The sequence below is a fragment of the Pseudomonas sp. GWSMS-1 genome (assembly GCF_049847425.1).
Classification (GTDB): Bacteria; Pseudomonadota; Gammaproteobacteria; order Pseudomonadales; family Pseudomonadaceae; genus Aquipseudomonas.
Map to the genome: position 1 here is coordinate 2490981 of NZ_JBMHHV010000005.1, position 19359 is coordinate 2510339.

The following is a 19359-nucleotide window of genomic DNA, read 5'->3' on the forward strand; positions in this document are numbered from 1 at the left end:
TCAGTGCCTTAAAAAGATTAATCCGCCAAAAAATAAAACATTCTTGCTGCACAGGGATAATCTGCCGGTAAACCCTTGAGAGAAACCGTTATGAACCGCTGGGAAGGCCTCGATGAATTTGTCGCCGTCGCCGAATGTGGCCAGTTCACCGCCGCGGCCGAACGCCTGAGCCTGTCATCATCCCAGGTCAGCCGGCAGATCGCCCGCCTCGAAGAACGCCTGCAGACACGCCTGTTCTACCGCAGCACCCGCCGCGTAGCACTGACGGAAGCAGGGCAAACCTTCCTGCAACATTGCCAGCGTCTGCAGGATGCCCGCGAAGAAGCGCTGCGCGCCGTCGGCGATTTGGGCAGCGAACCCAAGGGCCTGCTGCGCATGACCTGCGCAGTAGCCTACGGCGAACGCTTTATTGTGCCGCTGGTCACCGAGTTTATGATCCAGCACCCGCAATTGCGGGTGTATATCGAGTTGACGAACCGCACCCTCGACCTGCTGCACGATGGCCTGGACCTGGCTATCCGCCTGGGGCGCTTGCAGGATTCGCGCTTGGTGGCTGCAAGGCTGGCTTCGCGACAACTGTACCTGTGCGCCGCCCCGACTACCTGCAGCGCTATGGCCGGCCACACTCGCTGTCCGAGCTGAGCCAACATAATTGCCTGATCGGTAGTTCGGATATGTGGAGCTTTCAGACCAGCGACCGGGATACCAGCATCCGGGTACAGGGTAACTGGCGCTGCAACAGCGGCCAGGCGGTGCTGGAAGCCGCGTTGCGCGGGGTGGGCTTGTGCCAACTGCCGGATTACTACGTACTCGAACATCTGCGCAGCGGCGCACTGGTTTCATTGCTGGATAACCAGCAGCCACCCGACACCGCCGTATGGGCAATCTACCCCCAGCAGCGGCACCTATCGCCCAAAGTACGGCAGCTGGTGGACTTTCTTAAGCAAGGGCTCGGCGAGCGCCGCGAATACCGCAAGGACTGAGCTAGCAGCGCCCTTGCCAGAGCAAGCTGAGGCCCTGCAGGTCTTCTGGGCGGGTGACTTTGAGGTTATCTGCACGGCCTTCAATCAGCCGCGGCGCCTGCCCCGCCCACTCCATAGCAGAGGCTTCATCGGTAATTGCCACACCGGCAATCAGCGCATCAGCCAGCGCGCGCTGCAACTCACCTAGGCGGAACATCTGCGGGGTAAAAGCCTGCCAGATGGTCGAACGATCAACTGTAGCCTGCACACGACCATCAGCACCCGCCCGCTTAAGCGTGTCGCGGGCGGGCACAGCGAGCAACCCACCCACCGGATCATCGGCCAACTCGGCGAGCAATAGATCCAGGTCACTGAGGGCCAAATTCGGCCGCGCGGCATCATGCACCAATACCCAGTCTTGATCCTCAGCGCCCAATTCATTCAAGCGCAGCAAACCGTTGAGTACTGAATCAGCGCGTTCGGCACCACCGTCAGCCCGCTGAATGCGCGGGTCACTGGCACACGCCAGCGTTGGCCAATAGGGATCGTCGATCGCCAGACTGACCACCACACCGCGTAATTGTGGGTGCTCAAGAAAGCACATCAGGGTGTGTTCAATAATGCTTTTGCCGGCAAGCTGCAGGTACTGCTTGGGCCGATCGGCACGCATCCGGCTGCCGATGCCAGCAGCTGGGATCAGCGCCCAGAAAGGGGGAAATTCGTTGTTGTTCATTCAGCCAACTGATAGAGGGTTTCACCCTCTTTAAGCATGCCCAACTCGTGTCGCGCACGCTCTTCGACGGTCTCCATACCGCTTTTCAACTCCATAACCTCAGCCTCGAGAATCCGATTACGCTCTTGCAGCTGTTGGTTTTCACCTTGCTGATCGGCAATTTGCTGCTGTAACTGGGCCACCTTCGCCAAGCTTCCATCACCCACCCACAGGCGATACTGCAGGCCTGCCAGCACGGCAATGAGCACGATAAACACCCAGTAAAAATTATTGCGCATAGCGAAAAAGCTTCCGAACGTAAAAGGGGGCGACTCGCGCCGCCCCCTTTTACCATGCCTTGAGTGATCACTGAAAACATCGCGAGCGAAGACTAGTGCCGAACCCGCTCCCGGCGGGCAACGGCGTCAGCCACATCCATATGGGCCACAAGGCGCAACGCTGTAACGTCAAGCGCAGCGGCGTTTAGCCACGGAACTCAGCGCGACCGTTGTAAGGTGCCTTGCCCGCCAGTTGCTCTTCGATACGCAGCAGCTGGTTGTACTTGGATACACGATCCGAACGGCACAGCGAACCCGTTTTGATCTGGCCAGCAGCAGTACCCACGGCCAAGTCGGCAATGGTGCTGTCTTCGGTTTCACCCGAGCGGTGCGAGATAACAGCGGTGTAACCCGCTGCTTTGGCCATCTGAATGGCTTCCAGCGTCTCGGTCAAGGTGCCGATCTGGTTGAACTTGATCAGAATCGAGTTACCGATTGACTCGTCAATACCGCGCTTGAGGATCTTGGTATTGGTCACAAACAGGTCGTCGCCAACTAGCTGAACCTTGTCACCGATCTTGTCGGTCAGGACTTTCCAGCCCGCCCAGTCAGACTCGTCCATACCATCTTCGATGGAAATGATCGGGTAACGCTCGGACAGACCGGCCAAGTAATCAGCAAAACCTTCGGCGTTGAAGACTTTGCCTTCGCCAGCCAGGTCGTACTGACCATCTTTAAAGAACTCGCTGGAAGCGCAGTCAAGCGCCAGGGTAACGTCATCACCCAGGGTGTAGCCGGCATTGGCCACAGCTTCGGCTATGGCAGCAAGGGCGTCTTCGTTAGAAGCCAGGTTCGGTGCGAAACCACCTTCATCACCGACAGAGGTGCTCAGGCCACGGGCTTTGAGTACCGCTTTGAGGTGGTGGAAAATCTCGGTACCCATACGCAGTGCGTCAGAGAATGTCTTAGCACCGACCGGCTGCACCATGAATTCCTGGATATCAACGTTGTTATCGGCATGCTCGCCGCCGTTGATGATGTTCATCATCGGGACCGGCATCGAGTAAACGCCTGGAGTGCCGTTCAGGTCAGCGATGTGCGCATACAACGGCACGCCTTTGGCCTGAGCAGCTGCCTTGGCCGCGGCCAGGGATACCGCGAGGATGGCGTTGGCACCCAGGGTGGCTTTGTTCTCAGTACCGTCGAGCGCAATCATGGCCTGATCCAGCGCTTTCTGGTCGATGGCATCTTTACCCAGCAGCAGCTCGCGGATCGGGCCATTGATATTGGCCACGGCCTTCAGTACGCCCTTGCCCATGTAACGGCTCTTGTCGCCATCACGCAGTTCCAGCGCTTCACGCGAACCCGTGGAGGCACCGGACGGCGCACAGGCGCTGCCAACGATACCGCCATCAAGAATTACATCGGCTTCCACAGTCGGGTTACCACGGGAATCGAGAACCTCACGGCCTTTGATGTCGACGATCTTTGCCATTGCGTGTAGCACTCCAAAAAATTGACGAAAAGGGTAGTACTGAGATGCACACTCGTTGCGCGCTGAAGGCTAATCCAGCGCACAACATGTACCGACTATTCAGTCAGATTGTATACAAAGCGCACTTTACCGGAGAATTACCGTTTCAGGCAGTCTCAATCGGCGCAAAACTCTTTATCAAATCATCCAGCTGCTTGAGCTGAGTGAGGAACGGCTCAAGCTTGTCCAAGCGCAGGGCGCAAGGGCCATCGCATTTGGCGTTATCCGGGTCCGGATGGGCTTCCAAAAACAGACCCGCCAGGCCCTGGCTCATGCCGGCTTTGGCCAGGTCGGTAACTTGAGCACGACGACCACCGGCAGAATCGGCGCGACCACCCGGCATTTGCAGCGCGTGGGTTACGTCGAAGAATACCGGGTAGTGGGTCTGCTTCATGATGCCGAAGCCGAGCATGTCCACCACCAGGTTGTTGTAGCCAAAGCTTGAACCGCGTTCGCAGAGAATAAGCTGGTCATTACCGGCTTCTTCGCACTTGGCCAGGATGTGTTTCATCTCCTGGGGGGCGAGAAACTGGGCCTTCTTGATATTGATCACAGCACCGGTCTTTGCCATAGCCACGACCAGGTCGGTCTGCCGTGAAAGAAACGCCGGCAACTGAATAATGTCGCAGACATCAGCCACGGTCTGGGCTTGATAGGGCTCATGTACGTCGGTGATCACCGGCACGCCGAAGGTCTTTTTGATTTCCTCAAAGACCTTCATGCCTTCTTCCAGACCAGGGCCACGGAATGAGGTCACGGACGAGCGGTTGGCCTTGTCGAAGCTGGCCTTGAACACGTAGGGAATGCCTAGTTTCTCGGTAACTCGCACATACTCTTCACAGGCACGCATGGCCAGATCGCGGGATTCGATGACATTGATGCCACCGAACAGCACGAAGGGCTTGTCGTTGGCGATCTCGATGTCGCCAACCTTGATGATTTTCTGCGCCATATCCTTATGCCTTCTTAGCTTTCTGGGCCAACGCGGCAGTGACGAAGCCACTGAACAGCGGGTGACCGTCACGCGGTGTGGAGGTGAATTCCGGGTGGAACTGGCAGGCTACGAACCACGGATGATCCGGCGCTTCGACCACTTCAACCAGCGCACCGTCACCGGAGCGACCGGTAACCTTGAGCCCTGCTTCAATAAGCTGCGGCAACAGGTTGTTGTTCACTTCATAACGATGACGATGACGCTCGACGATCACATCTTTGCCGTAACAGGCGCGCACTTGCGAGCCTGCCTCCAGCTGACAGTCCTGAGCCCCCAAACGCATGGTGCCGCCGAGGTCAGAAGCATCGGTACGCTGCTCGGTTACACCGGTCGCGTCCTGCCATTCGGTGATCAAGCCGACCACTGGATGCTGGCTCGTGGTGTCGAACTCAGAAGAGTTGGCATCGCTCCAGCCCAGCACATTACGTGCAAACTCGATGACCGCGACCTGCATACCCAGGCAGATGCCCAGGTAAGGAATTTTGTTTTCGCGAGCGTATTGAACCGTGGTTATTTTGCCTTCCACGCCTCGCAGGCCGAAACCGCCCGGCACCAGAATCGCATCGACACCTTCAAGCAGCGAGGTGCCTTTGTTTTCGATATCTTCGGAGTCGATATAACGCAGATTAACCTTGGTACGGTTCTGAATACCGGCATGGCTCATCGCTTCGATCAGTGACTTATAGGCATCGAGCAGCTCCATGTACTTACCGACCATGGCGATGGTGACTTCGTGCTCTGGATTCAGCTTGGCATCCACCACGCGATCCCACTCGGACAGATCAGCACTGTTGCATTCCAGACCAAAGCGCTCGATGACAAAATCATCCAATCCCTGGGCATGCAGAACACCCGGAATCTTGTAGATGGTGTCGACATCTTCCAGAGAAATCACCGCACGCTCTTCAACGTTGGTGAACAGCGCAATCTTGCGGCGCGAGGACACATCAATCGGGTGGTCAGAACGGCAAATCAGCACGTCCGGCTGTAGGCCGATGGAGCGCAACTCTTTTACAGAATGCTGAGTTGGCTTGGTCTTGGTCTCGCCAGCGGTGGCGATATAAGGCACCAGCGTCAAGTGCATCAACATGGCGCGCTTGGCACCAACTTCCACACGCAACTGGCGGATCGCCTCAAGGAATGGCTGCGACTCGATATCGCCGACCGTGCCACCAATTTCGACCATGGCCACGTCAGCGTCACCCGCACCCTTGATGATGCGGCGCTTGATCTCGTCGGTAATGTGCGGAATGACCTGAATGGTCGCCCCCAGATAATCACCACGGCGCTCGCGGCGCAGCACGTCTTCGTAGACGCGACCAGTGGTGAAGTTGTTGCTCTTGGTCATCGTGGTGCGGATAAACCGCTCATAGTGGCCCAGATCAAGGTCAGTCTCAGCCCCGTCGTGGGTGACGAACACCTCACCGTGCTGGAACGGGCTCATGGTGCCCGGATCGACGTTGATGTAGGGATCCAGCTTGAGCATCGTGACCTTCAGGCCCCGCGCCTCCAGGATAGCCGCCAATGAAGCCGAGGCGATGCCTTTCCCCAATGAAGAAACAACACCACCCGTGACGAATATGTAGCGCGTCATGAAGAACCCTAGAAGTCTGCGTTTAAGCGGCCAGTGCCGCCAAGGAAAAGCGAAGGAGTACCCAAGCCACTTGTTGCAGCAACTGCAATAAGCTAGCCCTGTCGATTCCCAAGGGAGTCAACAAAAGCACTAGTAAGACGGGAGCGTAGTCTACCGGAAAGGGCTTATCAGCTCAAACCTTGATCGCTCGTCGGCGGCTGCCAATTTAATTGCCAGCTATCATCATGCGCACCTTGCAGTCCCGGCAGATTGGCGACCGCCACCACACGACCATCCAAGCGCATCAATGGCAGGCGATCACGGACAAAAACCGGCACCCGCAATTCATTGAATAAACGTTTTAAGTCGCGATGCCCGCGCCCGAGCACCTGAAGCTGATCGCCTGCGCGCCGGTAATCCAACTGCCACGCACCCGCTGGCAACGCCCCATTAATGCGCACGCTGCCATTACCCGGCAACACCACACTCTGGCCATCCTGGATCGTAATCTTGGGCACGCCAGGTAATCGCAACCAGTCTCCCGCCAGCCACCACAAACGCTGATCACTGCGGCGTAACTCCCCCGCCGCGAGCCTCCATACTGGCGCGGCATCCACCGCCGCATCACGCAGCGCCTGCCACCCCGCCCAGTGTTCGCTATCGGGCATCGGCGTCAACGGCCGCAACCAGTAACGTAGAGCGTTACGCTGGCGTGCCTCACTCAAGTCACGCAGAGCTGGCAGCGCCAGACTTGGCAATGCCAGCCAGGCAAACTCATTAGACGCCTCAGCGGCAGCGACATCCTGCTGCGCCAACTCATCCAGTAACTGCCCAGCCTCACTTAGGTGCGCCGCGCTACGCGACAGACTGACCAACGCCTGCGGCCAACGCTTGAGCAATGGCGGTAGCACCTGACGACGCAAATAATTACGCGAGAACCGCTCATCGGCATTTGACGGATCTTCGACCCAGCTCAATTGCTGCTCGCGGGCATACGCCAACAGCTCAGCACGCGAACAGGTCAGCAACGGTCGAACTAGGCGCCCCGCCCCCAATCCACGACTCACCGGCATGGCTGACAGACCTTGCACGCCAGCACCGCGCAACAGACGAAACAGCAGGGTTTCTGCTTGATCGTCGCGATGCTGTGCGGTCAGCACGACATCGCCAGACGCAAGACGCGCAACCAGAGCGGCGTAACGGGCATCGCGCGCCGCCCGTTCAAGGCTGGCGCCCGGTGCGACCTGCACATATTCGACCTGCAACGGCACAGACAGCTCCGCACACAGCTCACGACAATGTGCGGGCCAGGCATCAGCCGCAGCCTGTAAGCCATGATGAATATGAATAGCGGAAAGTGGCGGCAATGCCTCGCGTTGCGCGAGACCCGCGAGCAGGTGCAACAGCACCGTGGAATCCAACCCGCCGGACAAGGCGATATGCCAAGCCGGCGCGTTGCGCCAGGGCGCCAGAGATTCCAGCAACCTGGCGCTCAAGGTCATTTAAGCGATGCCGTAGCTCATCAGGCGCTCATAACGACGCTTGAGCAGTGCCTCGGTATCGAACGTCTTGAGCATGTCTAGCTGACCGAGCAATGCCTGGCGTACCGATTCAGCGGCAGCCGCTGGATCACTGTGCGCACCGCCAAGCGGCTCGCCAATAACCTGATCGACAATACCCAAACCTTTTAGGCGCTCTGCGGTGATGCCCATCGCCTCAGCAGCATCCGGCGCCTTATCTGCGGTTTTCCACAGAATCGAGGCACAACCTTCCGGCGAGATAACCGAATAGGTGGAGTACTGCAGCATGTTCAGTTGGTCACACACACCAATTGCCAACGCACCGCCGGAGCCGCCCTCACCGATCACCGTGGCGATGATCGGGGTTTTCAGGCGTGCCATAACACGCAGGTTCCAGGCAATCGCTTCGCTCTGGTTACGCTCTTCGGCATCGATACCCGGGTAGGCACCCGGCGTATCGATAAACGTCAGGATCGGCATTTTGAAGCGTTCGGCCATTTCCATCAGACGGCAGGCCTTGCGGTAGCCTTCTGGACGCGGCATGCCGAAGTTGCGACGTACTTTTTCGCGGACTTCGCGGCCTTTCTGGTGACCGATCACCATCACCGGCTCACCGTCCAGACGCGCCACGCCACCCACCAGAGCAGCGTCATCAGAGAAGTGGCGATCGCCATGCAGCTCATCAAATTCAGTAAAGATGTGCTGCAAGTAATCCAGGGTATAAGGGCGACGCGGATGGCGCGCCAGCTTGGCGATTTGCCAGCTGCTCAGGTTGCCGAAAATACTTTCGGTCAGCGAGTTGCTCTTATCCTGCAGGCGAGCGATTTCATCAGTGATGTTCAACGAGTTGTCGTTACCGACCAGGCGAAGCTCTTCGATCTTGGCTTGCAGGTCGGCGATCGGCTGTTCGAAATCGAGAAAGTTCGGGTTCATAGTCATCCGTCTTGCGTCGACGGCCAAGTGGCCGGGAGCTGTATCCGTTATCGCGCCCTACCTTATAGCAGCAGGCGCATTCAGGTCGACACCCGGTTCTGCACGAAATTTTTCAATACAGAACCCACTGGGCATCACGACCAACCGGCGAAGCCTAAGCCTCGCAAATCAGCGGTAGTGCAAAAAGACGTTGTCGCGGCCGAACTGGTCACGCAATGCTTGAATCAGACTGTCAGCCGGCTCGATTCGCCAGCCCTCGCCAAACTGCAATTGTGCCTTGGCATCGATGCCACTGTAGTCGACGGTGATCGGACACGCGCCACGGTAGCGGCCACACAACTCGGCCAACCAACGCAGGCGATCACCCTGCAAGGCGCTACTGGCGACTTTAATCCGCAAGCTGTCAGCCAAGCCAGTTCGCGCCTCCTCCAGGCTCATCACCCGCTTAGCGCGAAGACGTAGGCCGCCGGAGAAGTCGTCATTGCTCACCTCACCCTCAACCACCACCAAGGCATCGGTCTGCAGCAGCGCTTGTGCGGTGTTGAACGCCTCGGCGAAGAGCGAGGCCTCAATCCGTCCGGAGCGGTCATCGAGGGTGATAAAGCCCATCTTGTCGCCTTTTTTATTCTTCATCACCCGTAGGTTCACCACCAGGCCGGCAATCGTTTGATCACCCCGCGCCGGCTTAAGGTCGACGATGCGCTGACGGGCAAAGCGCCGCACCTCACCTTCATATTCATCGATCGGGTGGCCTGTGAGGTACAGACCCAGGGTGTCTTTCTCGCCCTTTAGACGCTCTTTCAGCGTTAGATCACGGGACCGCAGATGATTGAGATAGACATCCGCCTCGGCATCGGCAAACACTCCGCCGAACAGGTCCATATGGCCACTGTCATGGCTACGCGCGGTCTGCTCGGCAGCCTGCACCGCTTCTTCCATCGCTGCCAACAGCACCGCGCGGTTACGGTCGATGTTCGCCTTATAAGCCTTCAGCTCTTCATGGAAGTGCGGCCCTAGGCGATCCAGTGCGCCGCTGCGAATCAACGCTTCGAGGGTGCGTTTGTTGATGCGTTTGAGGTCAACCCGTGAGCAGAAATCAAACAGGTCCTTAAACGGCCCTTCCTGACGTGCTTCGACGATGGCCTCTACCGGCCCTTCGCCGACACCCTTGATCGCACCCAGGCCGTAAACAATCCAGCCTTCGTTGTTAACCGTGAACTTGTACTCGGAAATGTTCACATCCGGCGCATCGAGGCGCAGCTTCATGCTGCGGCATTCCTCGATCAGGGTGACCACTTTATCGGTGTTGTGCATATCCGCCGACAACACCGCTGCCATAAAGGCCGCCGAGTGGTGCGCTTTGAGCCAGGCTGTTTGATACGAGAGCAAGCCGTAGGCGGCGGAGTGAGATTTGTTGAAACCGTAACCGGCGAATTTTTCCACCAGGTCAAAGATGTTGCCCGCCAGGTTCGCGTCGATACCGTTATTGGCGCAACCCTCGATAAAGCCGCCGCGCTGCTTGGCCATCTCCTCGGGTTTTTTCTTACCCATGGCACGACGCAGCATGTCCGCACCGCCGAGGGTGTAACCGGCCATCACCTGGGCGATCTGCATCACCTGTTCTTGATACAGGATGATGCCGTAAGTCGGCTTGAGCACCGGTTCCAGGCCCGCGTACTGGTAGTCTTGATGCGGATAGGAAATCGGCTCGCGACCGTGCTTACGGTTGATAAAGTCGTCCACCATGCCCGACTGCAGCGGCCCCGGACGGAACAGGGCCACCAGAGCGATCATGTCTTCCAAGCAGTCCGGCTTGAGCTTTTTGATCAGCTCCTTCATGCCGCGCGATTCAAGCTGGAATACCGCGGTGGTTTCAGCTTTCTGCAGCATGCTGAACGTCGGTTTGTCGTCCAGCGGGATAAAGTCGATATTCAGGTCAGGCAGGCCCTGCTTGGCCTGCTCGCGGTTGATGGTTTCCATCGCCCACTTGATGATGGTCAGGGTGCGCAGGCCGAGGAAGTCGAACTTCACCAGGCCGGCAGATTCCACGTCATCTTTATCGAACTGGGTGACCAGGCCACCGCCTTCGTCATCGCAGGCAATCGGCGAGAAGTCAGTCAGCTTGGTCGGCGCGATCACCACACCACCGGCGTGTTTACCGGTACCACGACAAATGCCCTCGAGCCTGAGCGACATCTCCCAGATTTCGCGGGCGTCTTCATCAACCTTGAGGAAGTCGCGCAGCGGCTCCTCCATCTCGTAGGCTTTTTCCAGGGTCATGCCGACTTCGAAGGGGATCATCTTCGACAGCCGATCTGCCAAGCCATAGGACTTGCCCTGGGCCCGCGCCACGTCACGCACCACCGCCTTAGCCGCCATGGTGCCGAACGTGATGATCTGGCTTACCGCGTTGCGGCCGTATTTTTCGGCCACGTAGTCGATCACCCGGTCACGACCGTCCATGCAAAAGTCGACATCGAAGTCGGGCATGGAGACCCGTTCCGGGTTGAGGAACCGTTCGAACAGCAGGTCATAGGCGAGCGGATCAAGGTCGGTGATCTTTTGAACATAGGCCACAAGCGAACCGGCACCCGACCCACGGCCAGGGCCGACCGGCACACCGTTGTTTTTCGCCCACTTGATGAAGTCCATTACGATCAGGAAGTAACCGGGGAAGCCCATCTGGATGATGATATCCAGCTCGAAATTCAACCGATCGATGTAAATCTGACGTTTTTCTTCATAGTTCGGTGTGGTGTCTTTCGGCCACAGCACCGCCAGACGCTCCTCCAGCCCTTCGAAGGAGACCTGACGGAAGTACTCGTCCATGGTCAAACCAGCCGGTACGGGGAAGTCCGGCAGGAAGTATTTGCCCAGTTGCACCTCGATATTGCAGCGCTTGGCAATCTCGATGGTGTTTTCCAGCGCTTCCGGCAAATCACTGAACAGCGCGGCCATTTCCTCCGGGCTTTTCAGGTACTGCTGGTCGGAGTAGGTACGCAGCCGGCGAGGGTCGTCCAGGCTGCGGCCTTCGCCAATACACACGCGGGTTTCGTGGGCGGCAAAATCATCTTCTTTGACAAAGCGCACATCATTGGTCGCCACCAGCGGCGCACCGAGCTTGTCGGCCAACGCTACAGCTGCATGGACATGCTCTTCATCGTTGACCCGGTTGGTGCGCTGCACTTCGAGATAGAAGCGCTCGGGAAACACCGCCATCCACTCCTGCAGCAACGCCTCGGCGGTGGCGTGCTCGCCATCGAGCAAGGCATGACCGACCTCGCCTTCCTTGGCGCCGGACAACGCAATCAAGCCCTCGGCGGCAGCCTTGACCCAATCGCGCTGAATGATCACCAGGTCATTGCTCTGCCCTTCGCTCCAGCCGCGCGAAACCAGCTCGGTGAGGTTGCGATAGCCCTTCGCATTCATTGCCAGCAGGGTCATGCGGCTCAGCGGGCCATCTTCCTCGGCGCTGGCCAGCCAGATGTCGGCGCCGCAGATCGGCTTGATGCCACCGCCCATGGCGGCCTTATAGAACTTCACCAACGAGCACATATTGCTCATGTCGGTCACTGCTACGGCCGGCATGCCGGCAGCCGCCACCGACTTGATCAGTGGTTTGACCCGCACCAAGCCATCGACCAGGGAAAACTCGGTGTGCAAACGCAGGTGGACGAACGAGGCGGTCATGGCAGTCCTATACAAAACACAAAAACGACAAGGCCCGGATTGTACCGGGCCTAGGTGCAAACAGCAGCATGTGGATCAGGCATCGCGGCGTAGGGTGGATGTCGTTCTTTACATCCACCGCCCCTGCACTCGGTGGATCGATAAGGCGTGATCCACCCTACTCCTCAAGCAGTGCACGCACCGGGCCAAACGAGCGGCGATGAATCGGCGTTGGCCCCAGGCGACGTAACGCCTCTAGGTGCACCGGCGTGGGATAGCCCTTATGCCCAGCAATCCCGTAGCCCGGGTATTGCTGATCAAGCTGCTGCATCTCACGGTCACGGCTGACCTTGGCCAAGATCGAGGCCGCAGCAATAGCGGGCACCTGGCTATCACCCTTGACCACAGCAGCACTGGGCACCTGCAATACCGGGCAACGGTTGCCATCAATCAGCGCCAGTTTGGGCGTAACACTCAAGCCCTCGACCGCGCGCTGCATGGCCAGCATGGTGGCCTGCAAAATATTCAGCTGGTCGATCTCTTCCACCTCCGCCCGGGCAATGCACCAGGACAAGGCTTTTTCGCAAATTTCATCGAAGAGCTTTTCGCGGCGCGCTTCGGTCAGCTTCTTCGAGTCGTTGAGGCCGAGAATCGGCCGCGCCGGATCGAGAATCACCGCCGCGGTTACCACCGCACCACAAAGCGGGCCACGGCCCACTTCATCGACCCCAGCGACAAGCTCTTGCACCAAGGTGAAATCCAGTCCCAGCTGCATCAGCCGCGACCTGTCAGCTGCAGGACAGCCTGGGCAGCCTGTAGCGAAGCGTCACGTCGCAGCGCGCGATGAATCACATCAAAGCCTTCAGTCTGTACTTCGCCGCCGTCCAGCAGCGGAGCAAGCAATTGCGCCAGCGCCTCAGGAGTCGCCGCATCCTGAATCAATTCAGGCACCAACAAACGCTCAGCCAACAAATTCGGCAGCGAGATATAAGCACTGCTCACCAGGCGCTTGAGGATGCGATAGGTCATCGGCGCCACCTTGTAAGCCACCACCATGGGGCGCTTGTACAGCAGCGCCTCGAGGGTTGCCGTACCGGAGGCGATTAACACTGCATCGCAAGCAGCCAGCGCCTCATGGGAGCGACCGTTGAGCAGCGTCAGCGGTAGATCGCGGCCGACCAGCATGTGCTCAATCTGTGCACGGCGCTCTGGGCTGGAGCAGGGCAACACAAACTGAATACCGGGGCGCAAGGTACGCAACCGCACCGCGGCATCAAGAAACAAACTGCCCAGACGCGACACTTCACCGCCACGACTGCCCGGCATCAAGGCGACCACCGGCTGATCGTGTGCCAGCTCCAGCGCTTCACGGGCAGCCGCACGATCCGCCTGCTGCGGAATGGTATCGGCCAGCGGATGACCGACAAACCGCACCGGCACCTGATGATCTTGGTAGAACTGCGCCTCGAACGGAAACAGGGTCAGCATCAGGTCGCAGGCTTTACGAATTTTCAGCACGCGCTTCTGCCGCCAGGCCCACACGGATGGACTGACGTAATGCACGGTCTTGATTCCGGCCTGACGCAGCTTGAGTTCCAGCGTCAGGTTGAAGTCCGGCGCATCGATGCCAATACACACATCTGGCTTGGCTGCGATCAAGGTATTGATCAGGCGTTTGCGCCGCGACAGCAATTCGGGAAGGCGGCCCAGTACCTCGACCAGCCCCATCACCGACAAGCGCTCCATCGGGAAATAGGAATTCAGCCCCTGGGCCTGCATCAGCGGGCCACCGACACCGATAAATTCGATCGCGGGGTGCTGCGTTTTAAGGGCCTGCATCAGCCCGGCACCAAGAATATCGCCAGACGCCTCGCCGGCGACCAGCGCGACACGCATCAGGTCAGTCATAAATTATCGGGTAATACCGCGGCTCGAGGCCAGAATGGAGTCGCGAAAAATCGCGACCTCGGGGAATGCGCTTGCCGACTCGCCCAGCTCGCTCATCGCCTGGTCAACCGTCAGCCCCTGGCGGTAGACAATTTTGTAGGCGCGACGCAGAGCCGCAATAGCCTCAGGGCTGAAGCCACGACGACGCATGCCCTCGAAGTTCATGCTGCGGGCTTCTGCCGGGTTACCAAATACCGTGACAAATGCCGGCACATCCTTGCCAATCGCCGTGCCCATGCCGGAGAAGCTATGCGCACCGATGCGGCAGAACTGATGCACCAAGGTGTAACCAGAAAGAATCGCCCAGTCATCGACCCACACATGCCCGGCCAGCGCGGTGTTGTTAACCAGAATGCAATGGTTGCCGATCACGCTGTCATGGCCGATATGGGCATAGGCCATGATCAGATTGTGGTCGCCAAGGGTGGTTTCGCTGCGATCCTGCACGGTGCCGCGATGGATGGTCACACCCTCACGGATCACATTGTGATCACCGATCACCAGACGAGTCGCCTCGCCGTGGTACTTAAGATCAGGGGTGTCTTCACCGACTGAGGAAAACTGATAGATGCGGTTATGTTTACCGATCTGCGTCGGCCCCTTGAGGATCACATGGGGGCCGATCACTGTACCTTCGCCAATTTCTACATCGGCCCCGACTATCGACCAAGGGCCAACGACAACGTCGTCAGCCAGCTTGGCACTGGGGTCGATGATCGCGCGAGGGTCAATCAAACTCATAGTTTGCGTTCCGCACAGATGATTTCTGCCGAGCAGACTTCCTTGCCGTCGACGCTGGCCTTGCACTCAAACTTCCAGATGCTGCGCTTGCTGCTCAGGTAGCGGGCTTCGAGGATCAGTTGATCACCCGGCACCACTGGCTGACGAAAGCGTAGTTTGTCCGAGCCAACAAAGTAATACAGGGTGCCATCGGTAGGCTTCAGATCCATCATCTTGAAGCCGAGAATACCGGCGGCCTGAGCCATGGCCTCGATGATCAGGACGCCCGGCATAATCGGGTGCTCGGGGAAATGCCCGTTGAAAAACGGCTCATTGATGCTGACATTCTTGAAGGCACGAATACGCTTGCCTTCAAGATCCAGCTCAGCCACCCGATCCACCAGCAGGAACGGATAGCGGTGCGGCAAGTATTCACGAATCTGGTTGATGTCCATCATGTGCAGAGAAGCCTGTAAGAGAAAAAAGAGAAGCCGGTAAATACCGGCTCAGGCATCAGATGAAGTGTCAGCGGCAGAGGTCACGGCGGCCAGCTGCTTTTCCAACTGTTGCAGGCGTCGCGCCATGTCATCCAACTGACGAATCCGTGCCGCACTCTTGCGCCACTCAGCCGCTGGCTGCATGGCAGTACCCGACGAATAGGAACCGGGCTCGGTGATTGAGCGGGTGACCATGGTCATGCCGGTGACGAACACGTTGTCGCACACCTCAATATGCCCAACCATGCCGACACCGCCGGCGATCATGCAGTTCTTGCCAATTTTGGTGCTGCCAGAAATACCCGCACAGCCGGCCATGGCGGTGTTATCACCGATCTGCACGTTGTGCGCGATCATGATCTGGTTATCCAGCTTGACCCCATTACCAATCAGCGTGTCTGACAACGCGCCACGGTCTACGGTGGTGTTGGCACCAATCTCGACATCATCGCCAATGGTGACGCCACCGATCTGCGCGATTTTCTGCCAAACGCCCTTCTCGTTGGCAAAGCCGAAGCCCTCACCACCGATCACGGCGCCGGATTGAATCACCACACGCTTGCCGATACACACATCGTGATACAGCGTGACGCGCGGGGCTAACCAGCCGCCCTCGCCAATCAGTGAGCGCGCGCCGACAACGCACTGCGCGCCGACAGTCACGCCAGCGGCAATCTTTGCACCACTCTCGATCACCGCATAAGCACCAATGCTGGCACTGGCATCGATCTGCGCATCCGCCGCTACCACAGCAGTCGGATGCACACCCGACAGAGCCCGCGGCTTGCGATCAAACAGATGAGAGAGTTCGGCATACGCCAGGTAGGGATTGCCCACAACCAGTGCATTACCGGCATAGCCTTCGGCGTCGGCTGCAGTTAACAGCACCGCACCCGCCTGACAGCCGGAGAGAAACTTACGGTATTGCGCATTGGCAAGAAAACTCAACTGCTCAGGGCCCGCCTCCTGCAAGGTGGCCAAACCACTGATCGGTTGGTCTTCGGCGCCACGCAGTGTGGCGCCTAAGCGCTCGGCCAACTGGCCAAGGGTATAAACCGGCATGCTCATGATCAGCGCAGCTTGTTCATGCGCTCGATAACCTGACGGGTGATGTCAAACTGAGGTTTGACATCAATCACCGCACCGCGCTCCAGCACCAGGTCGAAGTTACCGGTTTTGATGACTTCTTCCACCGCCTTGTCCAGGTTCGGCTTGAGCTTTTTGAGCATTTCACGATCCGCTACAGCCTTGGACTCATTCAGCTCTTTCGACTGGAACTGGAAATCACGGGCCTTTTGCTTGAATTCAAGCTCCAAGCGCTCGCGCTCAGCGGTCTGCATTTTTTCACCGTCTTTGACCAGACGATCCTGAATGCGCTTGGCATCGCTTTCCAAGGTTTTCAGCTTGTTCAGCTGCGGGCCGAACTTCTTCTCGGCATCCACCGCATAACGCTTGGCCGCATCAGACTCCAGCAAAGCCATCTGATAGTTCAATACCGCGACTTTCATCTCGGCAAACGCCGGAGTCGCCAGCAGGGCAACGCTTAACAAAACCAGCTGAGTCAACTTACGCACGGTGCAACTCCTGCAAAACTGTTGATATTCAATAATCTGACGCTTAGAACGTCTGACCGAGAGAGAACTGGAAAATCTGCGTATCGGCATCATCCGGCTTGATGATTGGCATGGCCAAACTAAAGCTCAACGGCCCCAGTGCGGTAATCCACGTCAGACCAACGCCCACCGAGCTGGCCAAGTTACCCGGATCAATGCTGCTGCAATCATCCTGGGAGCTGCCGCAATTGGTGTCAAACACGTTGCCCACGTCCCAGAACAGCGCGGTACGCAGGGAGCGCTGATCTTTCACGAACGGCATTGGGAACAGCAATTCGGCGCCGCCTTGAATCAGCACATTACCGCCGAATGGCAGCGGATCTTGGTCCGGATCGAATGCTGTACCTGGGTTAGTACCTTTGCTCGGCGTGCTACGCGGTCCCAGGCTGCTGTCCTTGAAGCCACGCACGGAGTTGAAACCACCGGCGTAGTAGTTTTCATAAAACGGCAACTCGCTGGTCGAACCATAGCTTTCGCCATAACCCAACTGGCTATGCAGGCGCAGGGTATAGGTATCACTCAGCGGTTTGAAAATCTGCCCGCGGTAATCCACTTTGAAGAAGGACAGGTCGCTGCCCGGCACCGTCGTTTCAAACACCAAACTTTGTGAATGACCACGGTTAGCCAGCACGCCACGGTTCAGCGTCGACTCCGACCAGCCGACCGAAGCTTTAAGGTTCAGGTAGCTGTCACCTTCGGCTTCGATAAAGTCGAAAATTTCGTCAACGGTATAGATACCGGTGCCAATACTGTCGTTCTGTACGGTTAAGCCATAGGTCAGACGCGAGGTGTCACTGATCGGATAACCAATACTGACGCCCGCACCGTAGCTGTCCACCGAGTAGCTGGACACATCGGTGTTCAGCTCGTCGTAATCCGTCTCACGGAAGAAGGCGTTGTAGCCCAGGCTAACGCCGTCTGGCGTCCAGTAAGGGTCCACAAAACCGAAGTTGTAGCTGCTCTGGTATTCGCTGCGGGTCAGGCCCACGCTGACCTTGTTACCGGTACCAAGGAAGTTATTCTGGGTGATCGAACCACCCAGAATCAGGCCGGCGTTCTGGGCAAAACCGACGCTAGCGGTGATCGAGCCAGAGGCCTGCTCTTCAACGCTGTAGTTGACGTCAATCTGATCATCGGTGCCCGGCACTTGCGGGGTTTCGACGTTAACTTCTTTGAAATAGCCCAAGCGTTCCAGACGGGTTTTCGATTGATCGATCAAATAGGTCGACGCCCAGCCGCCTTCCATCTGGCGCATTTCACGGCGCAACACATCATCTTCTGTCTTGGTGTTACCACGGAAGTTGATCCGGTTGACGTAGGCACGCTTGCCCGGGTCGACCACAAAGGTAATGGACACGGTGCCATCATCATGGGCTTCCGGCACACCATTGACGTTGGCGAAGGTATAGCCCTCGTTACCCAGACGACGGGTGATCAGTTCGGACGTGGTGGTCATCACTTTGCGCGAGAACACCTGGCCTTGCTGAACCAGCAACAAGGCGCGGACTTCTTCTTCCGGCACCTTCAATTCACCGCTGAGTTTGACCTCACCTACGGTGAACTTCTCGCCTTCATCCACGTTGACCGTGACATAGACGTGCTTTTTGTCCGGGGTAATGGACACCTGAGTGGAGCTGATATCCATGTTGATATAGCCGCGATCCAGATAATAGGAGCGCAGACGTTCCAAGTCGCCGGAGAGCTTTTCACGGGCGTACTTGTCGTCATTCTTGAAGAAGGACAGCCAGTTGGTGGTTTTCAACTCAAACAGGCCGATCAGGTCTTCATCGGAGAAAACCGAGTTACCCACCACGTTGATGTGCTGAATGGCGGCAACTGAACCTTCGTTGATATTGATCTTCAGCGCCACGCGGTTACGCGGCTGCGGAATCACTTCGGCTTCGATCTCAGCAGAATAACGGCCCTGCGCCACATACTGACGCTGCAACTCATTACGCACGCCTTCGAGCGTGGCGCGCTGAAAAATCTCACCTTCAGCCAGGCCCGACTGATTCAAGCCTTTGAGCAAGTCTTCACTGCTGATGGCCTTGTTACCCTCGATCTCGATGCCGGAAATCGACGGCCGCTCAACCACGGTAATCACCAGCACATCGCCATCACGGCCAAGCTGGATATCCTGGAAGAAACCGGTTTTGAACAGTTCGCGAGTGGCTTCGACTAAGGCGCGGTCATCAGCTTGCGCGCCGACATTAAGCGGCAAGGCACCGAATACGCTACCCGCAGAGACGCGCTGCAGACCGGTGACCCGAATATCGGAGATGGTGAAGGACTCGGCGTGAACTTCGGTGATCATCAGTGCGGCAAGCACCGCAGGTAGCAGCAGACGTTTCATGAAGTCCTTTCTTATATCAACTGACAATAAAAAATCTGCCGCTTAAGGCGACAC

The 19359-nt window shown here is 57.7% G+C and carries 15 protein-coding genes and 1 pseudogene; 1 reads left to right on the forward strand and 15 read right to left on the reverse strand.

Annotated features, from left to right (window positions below; genetic code table 11):
• Positions 1 to 90 precede the first annotated feature (90 nt).
• Positions 91 to 983, forward strand: a pseudogene (locus ACEPAJ_RS15325) (LysR family transcriptional regulator).
• A gap of 1 nt (position 984) precedes the next feature.
• On the opposite strand, the gene ispD reads toward ACEPAJ_RS15325, so the two are convergent.
• The 15 genes from ispD to bamA form a co-directional block, all read right to left on the reverse strand.
• Positions 985 to 1695, reverse strand: coding sequence for a 2-C-methyl-D-erythritol 4-phosphate cytidylyltransferase (gene ispD, locus ACEPAJ_RS15330; protein ID WP_425915861.1), 711 nt, complete (start codon positions 1693 to 1695; stop codon positions 985 to 987).
• Complete coding sequence (ftsB, locus tag ACEPAJ_RS15335; protein WP_090238823.1) at positions 1692 to 1973, reverse strand: cell division protein FtsB; 282 nt, start codon at positions 1971 to 1973, stop codon at positions 1692 to 1694. Before ftsB ends, ispD begins: the two co-directional genes overlap by 4 nt.
• Before the next feature lie 184 nt (positions 1974 to 2157).
• On the reverse strand, positions 2158 to 3447 hold the full coding sequence (gene eno, locus ACEPAJ_RS15340; protein ID WP_425915863.1) for a phosphopyruvate hydratase: 1290 nt from the start codon (positions 3445 to 3447) through the stop codon (positions 2158 to 2160).
• A gap of 145 nt (positions 3448 to 3592) precedes the next feature.
• Entirely contained in the window at positions 3593 to 4438 is an 846-nt protein-coding gene (gene kdsA / locus ACEPAJ_RS15345) for a 3-deoxy-8-phosphooctulonate synthase (RefSeq protein ID WP_425915865.1), read from the reverse strand.
• Positions 4439 to 4442: 4 nt separating this feature from the next.
• Positions 4443 to 6074 (reverse strand): CTP synthase, encoded by a 1632-nt coding sequence (locus tag ACEPAJ_RS15350; RefSeq protein ID WP_274086784.1) that lies wholly within the window; start codon positions 6072 to 6074, stop codon positions 4443 to 4445.
• A gap of 167 nt (positions 6075 to 6241) precedes the next feature.
• Positions 6242 to 7555: a tRNA lysidine(34) synthetase TilS gene (gene tilS / locus ACEPAJ_RS15355; RefSeq protein ID WP_425915868.1), complete on the reverse strand. Its 1314-nt coding sequence runs from the start codon at positions 7553 to 7555 to the stop codon at positions 6242 to 6244.
• Complete coding sequence (locus ACEPAJ_RS15360) at positions 7556 to 8506, reverse strand: acetyl-CoA carboxylase carboxyltransferase subunit alpha (protein ID WP_425915870.1); 951 nt, start codon at positions 8504 to 8506, stop codon at positions 7556 to 7558.
• 168 nt (positions 8507 to 8674) lie between these two features.
• Complete coding sequence (gene dnaE, locus ACEPAJ_RS15365; RefSeq protein WP_425915872.1) at positions 8675 to 12196, reverse strand: DNA polymerase III subunit alpha; 3522 nt, start codon at positions 12194 to 12196, stop codon at positions 8675 to 8677.
• A gap of 157 nt (positions 12197 to 12353) precedes the next feature.
• Positions 12354 to 12950, reverse strand: a complete 597-nt coding sequence (gene rnhB / locus ACEPAJ_RS15370; RefSeq protein ID WP_425915874.1) for a ribonuclease HII — start codon at positions 12948 to 12950, stop codon at positions 12354 to 12356.
• On the reverse strand, positions 12950 to 14083 hold the full coding sequence (gene lpxB / locus ACEPAJ_RS15375) for a lipid-A-disaccharide synthase (protein WP_425915876.1): 1134 nt from the start codon (positions 14081 to 14083) through the stop codon (positions 12950 to 12952). Before lpxB ends, rnhB begins: the two co-directional genes overlap by 1 nt.
• 3 nt (positions 14084 to 14086) lie before the next feature.
• Positions 14087 to 14863: an acyl-ACP--UDP-N-acetylglucosamine O-acyltransferase gene (gene lpxA, locus ACEPAJ_RS15380; RefSeq protein ID WP_425915878.1), complete on the reverse strand. Its 777-nt coding sequence runs from the start codon at positions 14861 to 14863 to the stop codon at positions 14087 to 14089.
• Positions 14860 to 15300: a 3-hydroxyacyl-ACP dehydratase FabZ gene (gene fabZ, locus ACEPAJ_RS15385; RefSeq protein WP_425915880.1), complete on the reverse strand. Its 441-nt coding sequence runs from the start codon at positions 15298 to 15300 to the stop codon at positions 14860 to 14862. Before fabZ ends, lpxA begins: the two co-directional genes overlap by 4 nt.
• A 48-nt stretch (positions 15301 to 15348) precedes the next feature.
• Positions 15349 to 16410 carry a UDP-3-O-(3-hydroxymyristoyl)glucosamine N-acyltransferase gene (gene lpxD, locus ACEPAJ_RS15390; RefSeq protein WP_425918060.1) on the reverse strand — a complete coding sequence of 354 codons (1062 nt, stop codon included), beginning with the start codon at positions 16408 to 16410 and terminating at the stop codon, positions 15349 to 15351.
• Complete coding sequence (locus ACEPAJ_RS15395; RefSeq protein WP_090238860.1) at positions 16410 to 16913, reverse strand: OmpH family outer membrane protein; 504 nt, start codon at positions 16911 to 16913, stop codon at positions 16410 to 16412. The genes lpxD and ACEPAJ_RS15395 overlap by 1 nt, the downstream gene beginning before the upstream one ends.
• A 43-nt stretch (positions 16914 to 16956) precedes the next feature.
• A complete protein-coding gene (gene bamA, locus ACEPAJ_RS15400) occupies positions 16957 to 19305 on the reverse strand; it encodes an outer membrane protein assembly factor BamA (protein WP_425915882.1) in 2349 nt (782 codons plus the stop codon).
• Between the last annotated feature and the right edge of the window lie 54 nt (positions 19306 to 19359).

What these genes read in the sequence shown, in the direction of transcription:
- ispD (WP_425915861.1), bottom strand. Translation starts at nt 1,695, where the DNA reads ATGAACAACAACGAATTTCCCCCTTTCTGGGCGCTGATCCCAGCTGCT.
- ACEPAJ_RS15360 (WP_425915870.1), bottom strand. Translation starts at nt 8,506, where the DNA reads ATGAACCCGAACTTTCTCGATTTCGAACAGCCGATCGCCGACCTGCAA.
- dnaE (WP_425915872.1), bottom strand. Translation starts at nt 12,196, where the DNA reads ATGACCGCCTCGTTCGTCCACCTGCGTTTGCACACCGAGTTTTCCCTG.
- ftsB (WP_090238823.1), bottom strand. Translation starts at nt 1,973, where the DNA reads ATGCGCAATAATTTTTACTGGGTGTTTATCGTGCTCATTGCCGTGCTG.
- eno (WP_425915863.1), bottom strand. Translation starts at nt 3,447, where the DNA reads ATGGCAAAGATCGTCGACATCAAAGGCCGTGAGGTTCTCGATTCCCGT.
- lpxA (WP_425915878.1), bottom strand. Translation starts at nt 14,863, where the DNA reads ATGAGTTTGATTGACCCTCGCGCGATCATCGACCCCAGTGCCAAGCTG.
- rnhB (WP_425915874.1), bottom strand. Translation starts at nt 12,950, where the DNA reads ATGCAGCTGGGACTGGATTTCACCTTGGTGCAAGAGCTTGTCGCTGGG.
- tilS (WP_425915868.1), bottom strand. Translation starts at nt 7,555, where the DNA reads ATGACCTTGAGCGCCAGGTTGCTGGAATCTCTGGCGCCCTGGCGCAAC.
- ACEPAJ_RS15350 (WP_274086784.1), bottom strand. Translation starts at nt 6,074, where the DNA reads ATGACGCGCTACATATTCGTCACGGGTGGTGTTGTTTCTTCATTGGGG.
- kdsA (WP_425915865.1), bottom strand. Translation starts at nt 4,438, where the DNA reads ATGGCGCAGAAAATCATCAAGGTTGGCGACATCGAGATCGCCAACGAC.
- bamA (WP_425915882.1), bottom strand. Translation starts at nt 19,305, where the DNA reads ATGAAACGTCTGCTGCTACCTGCGGTGCTTGCCGCACTGATGATCACC.
- lpxB (WP_425915876.1), bottom strand. Translation starts at nt 14,083, where the DNA reads ATGACTGACCTGATGCGTGTCGCGCTGGTCGCCGGCGAGGCGTCTGGC.
- fabZ (WP_425915880.1), bottom strand. Translation starts at nt 15,300, where the DNA reads ATGATGGACATCAACCAGATTCGTGAATACTTGCCGCACCGCTATCCG.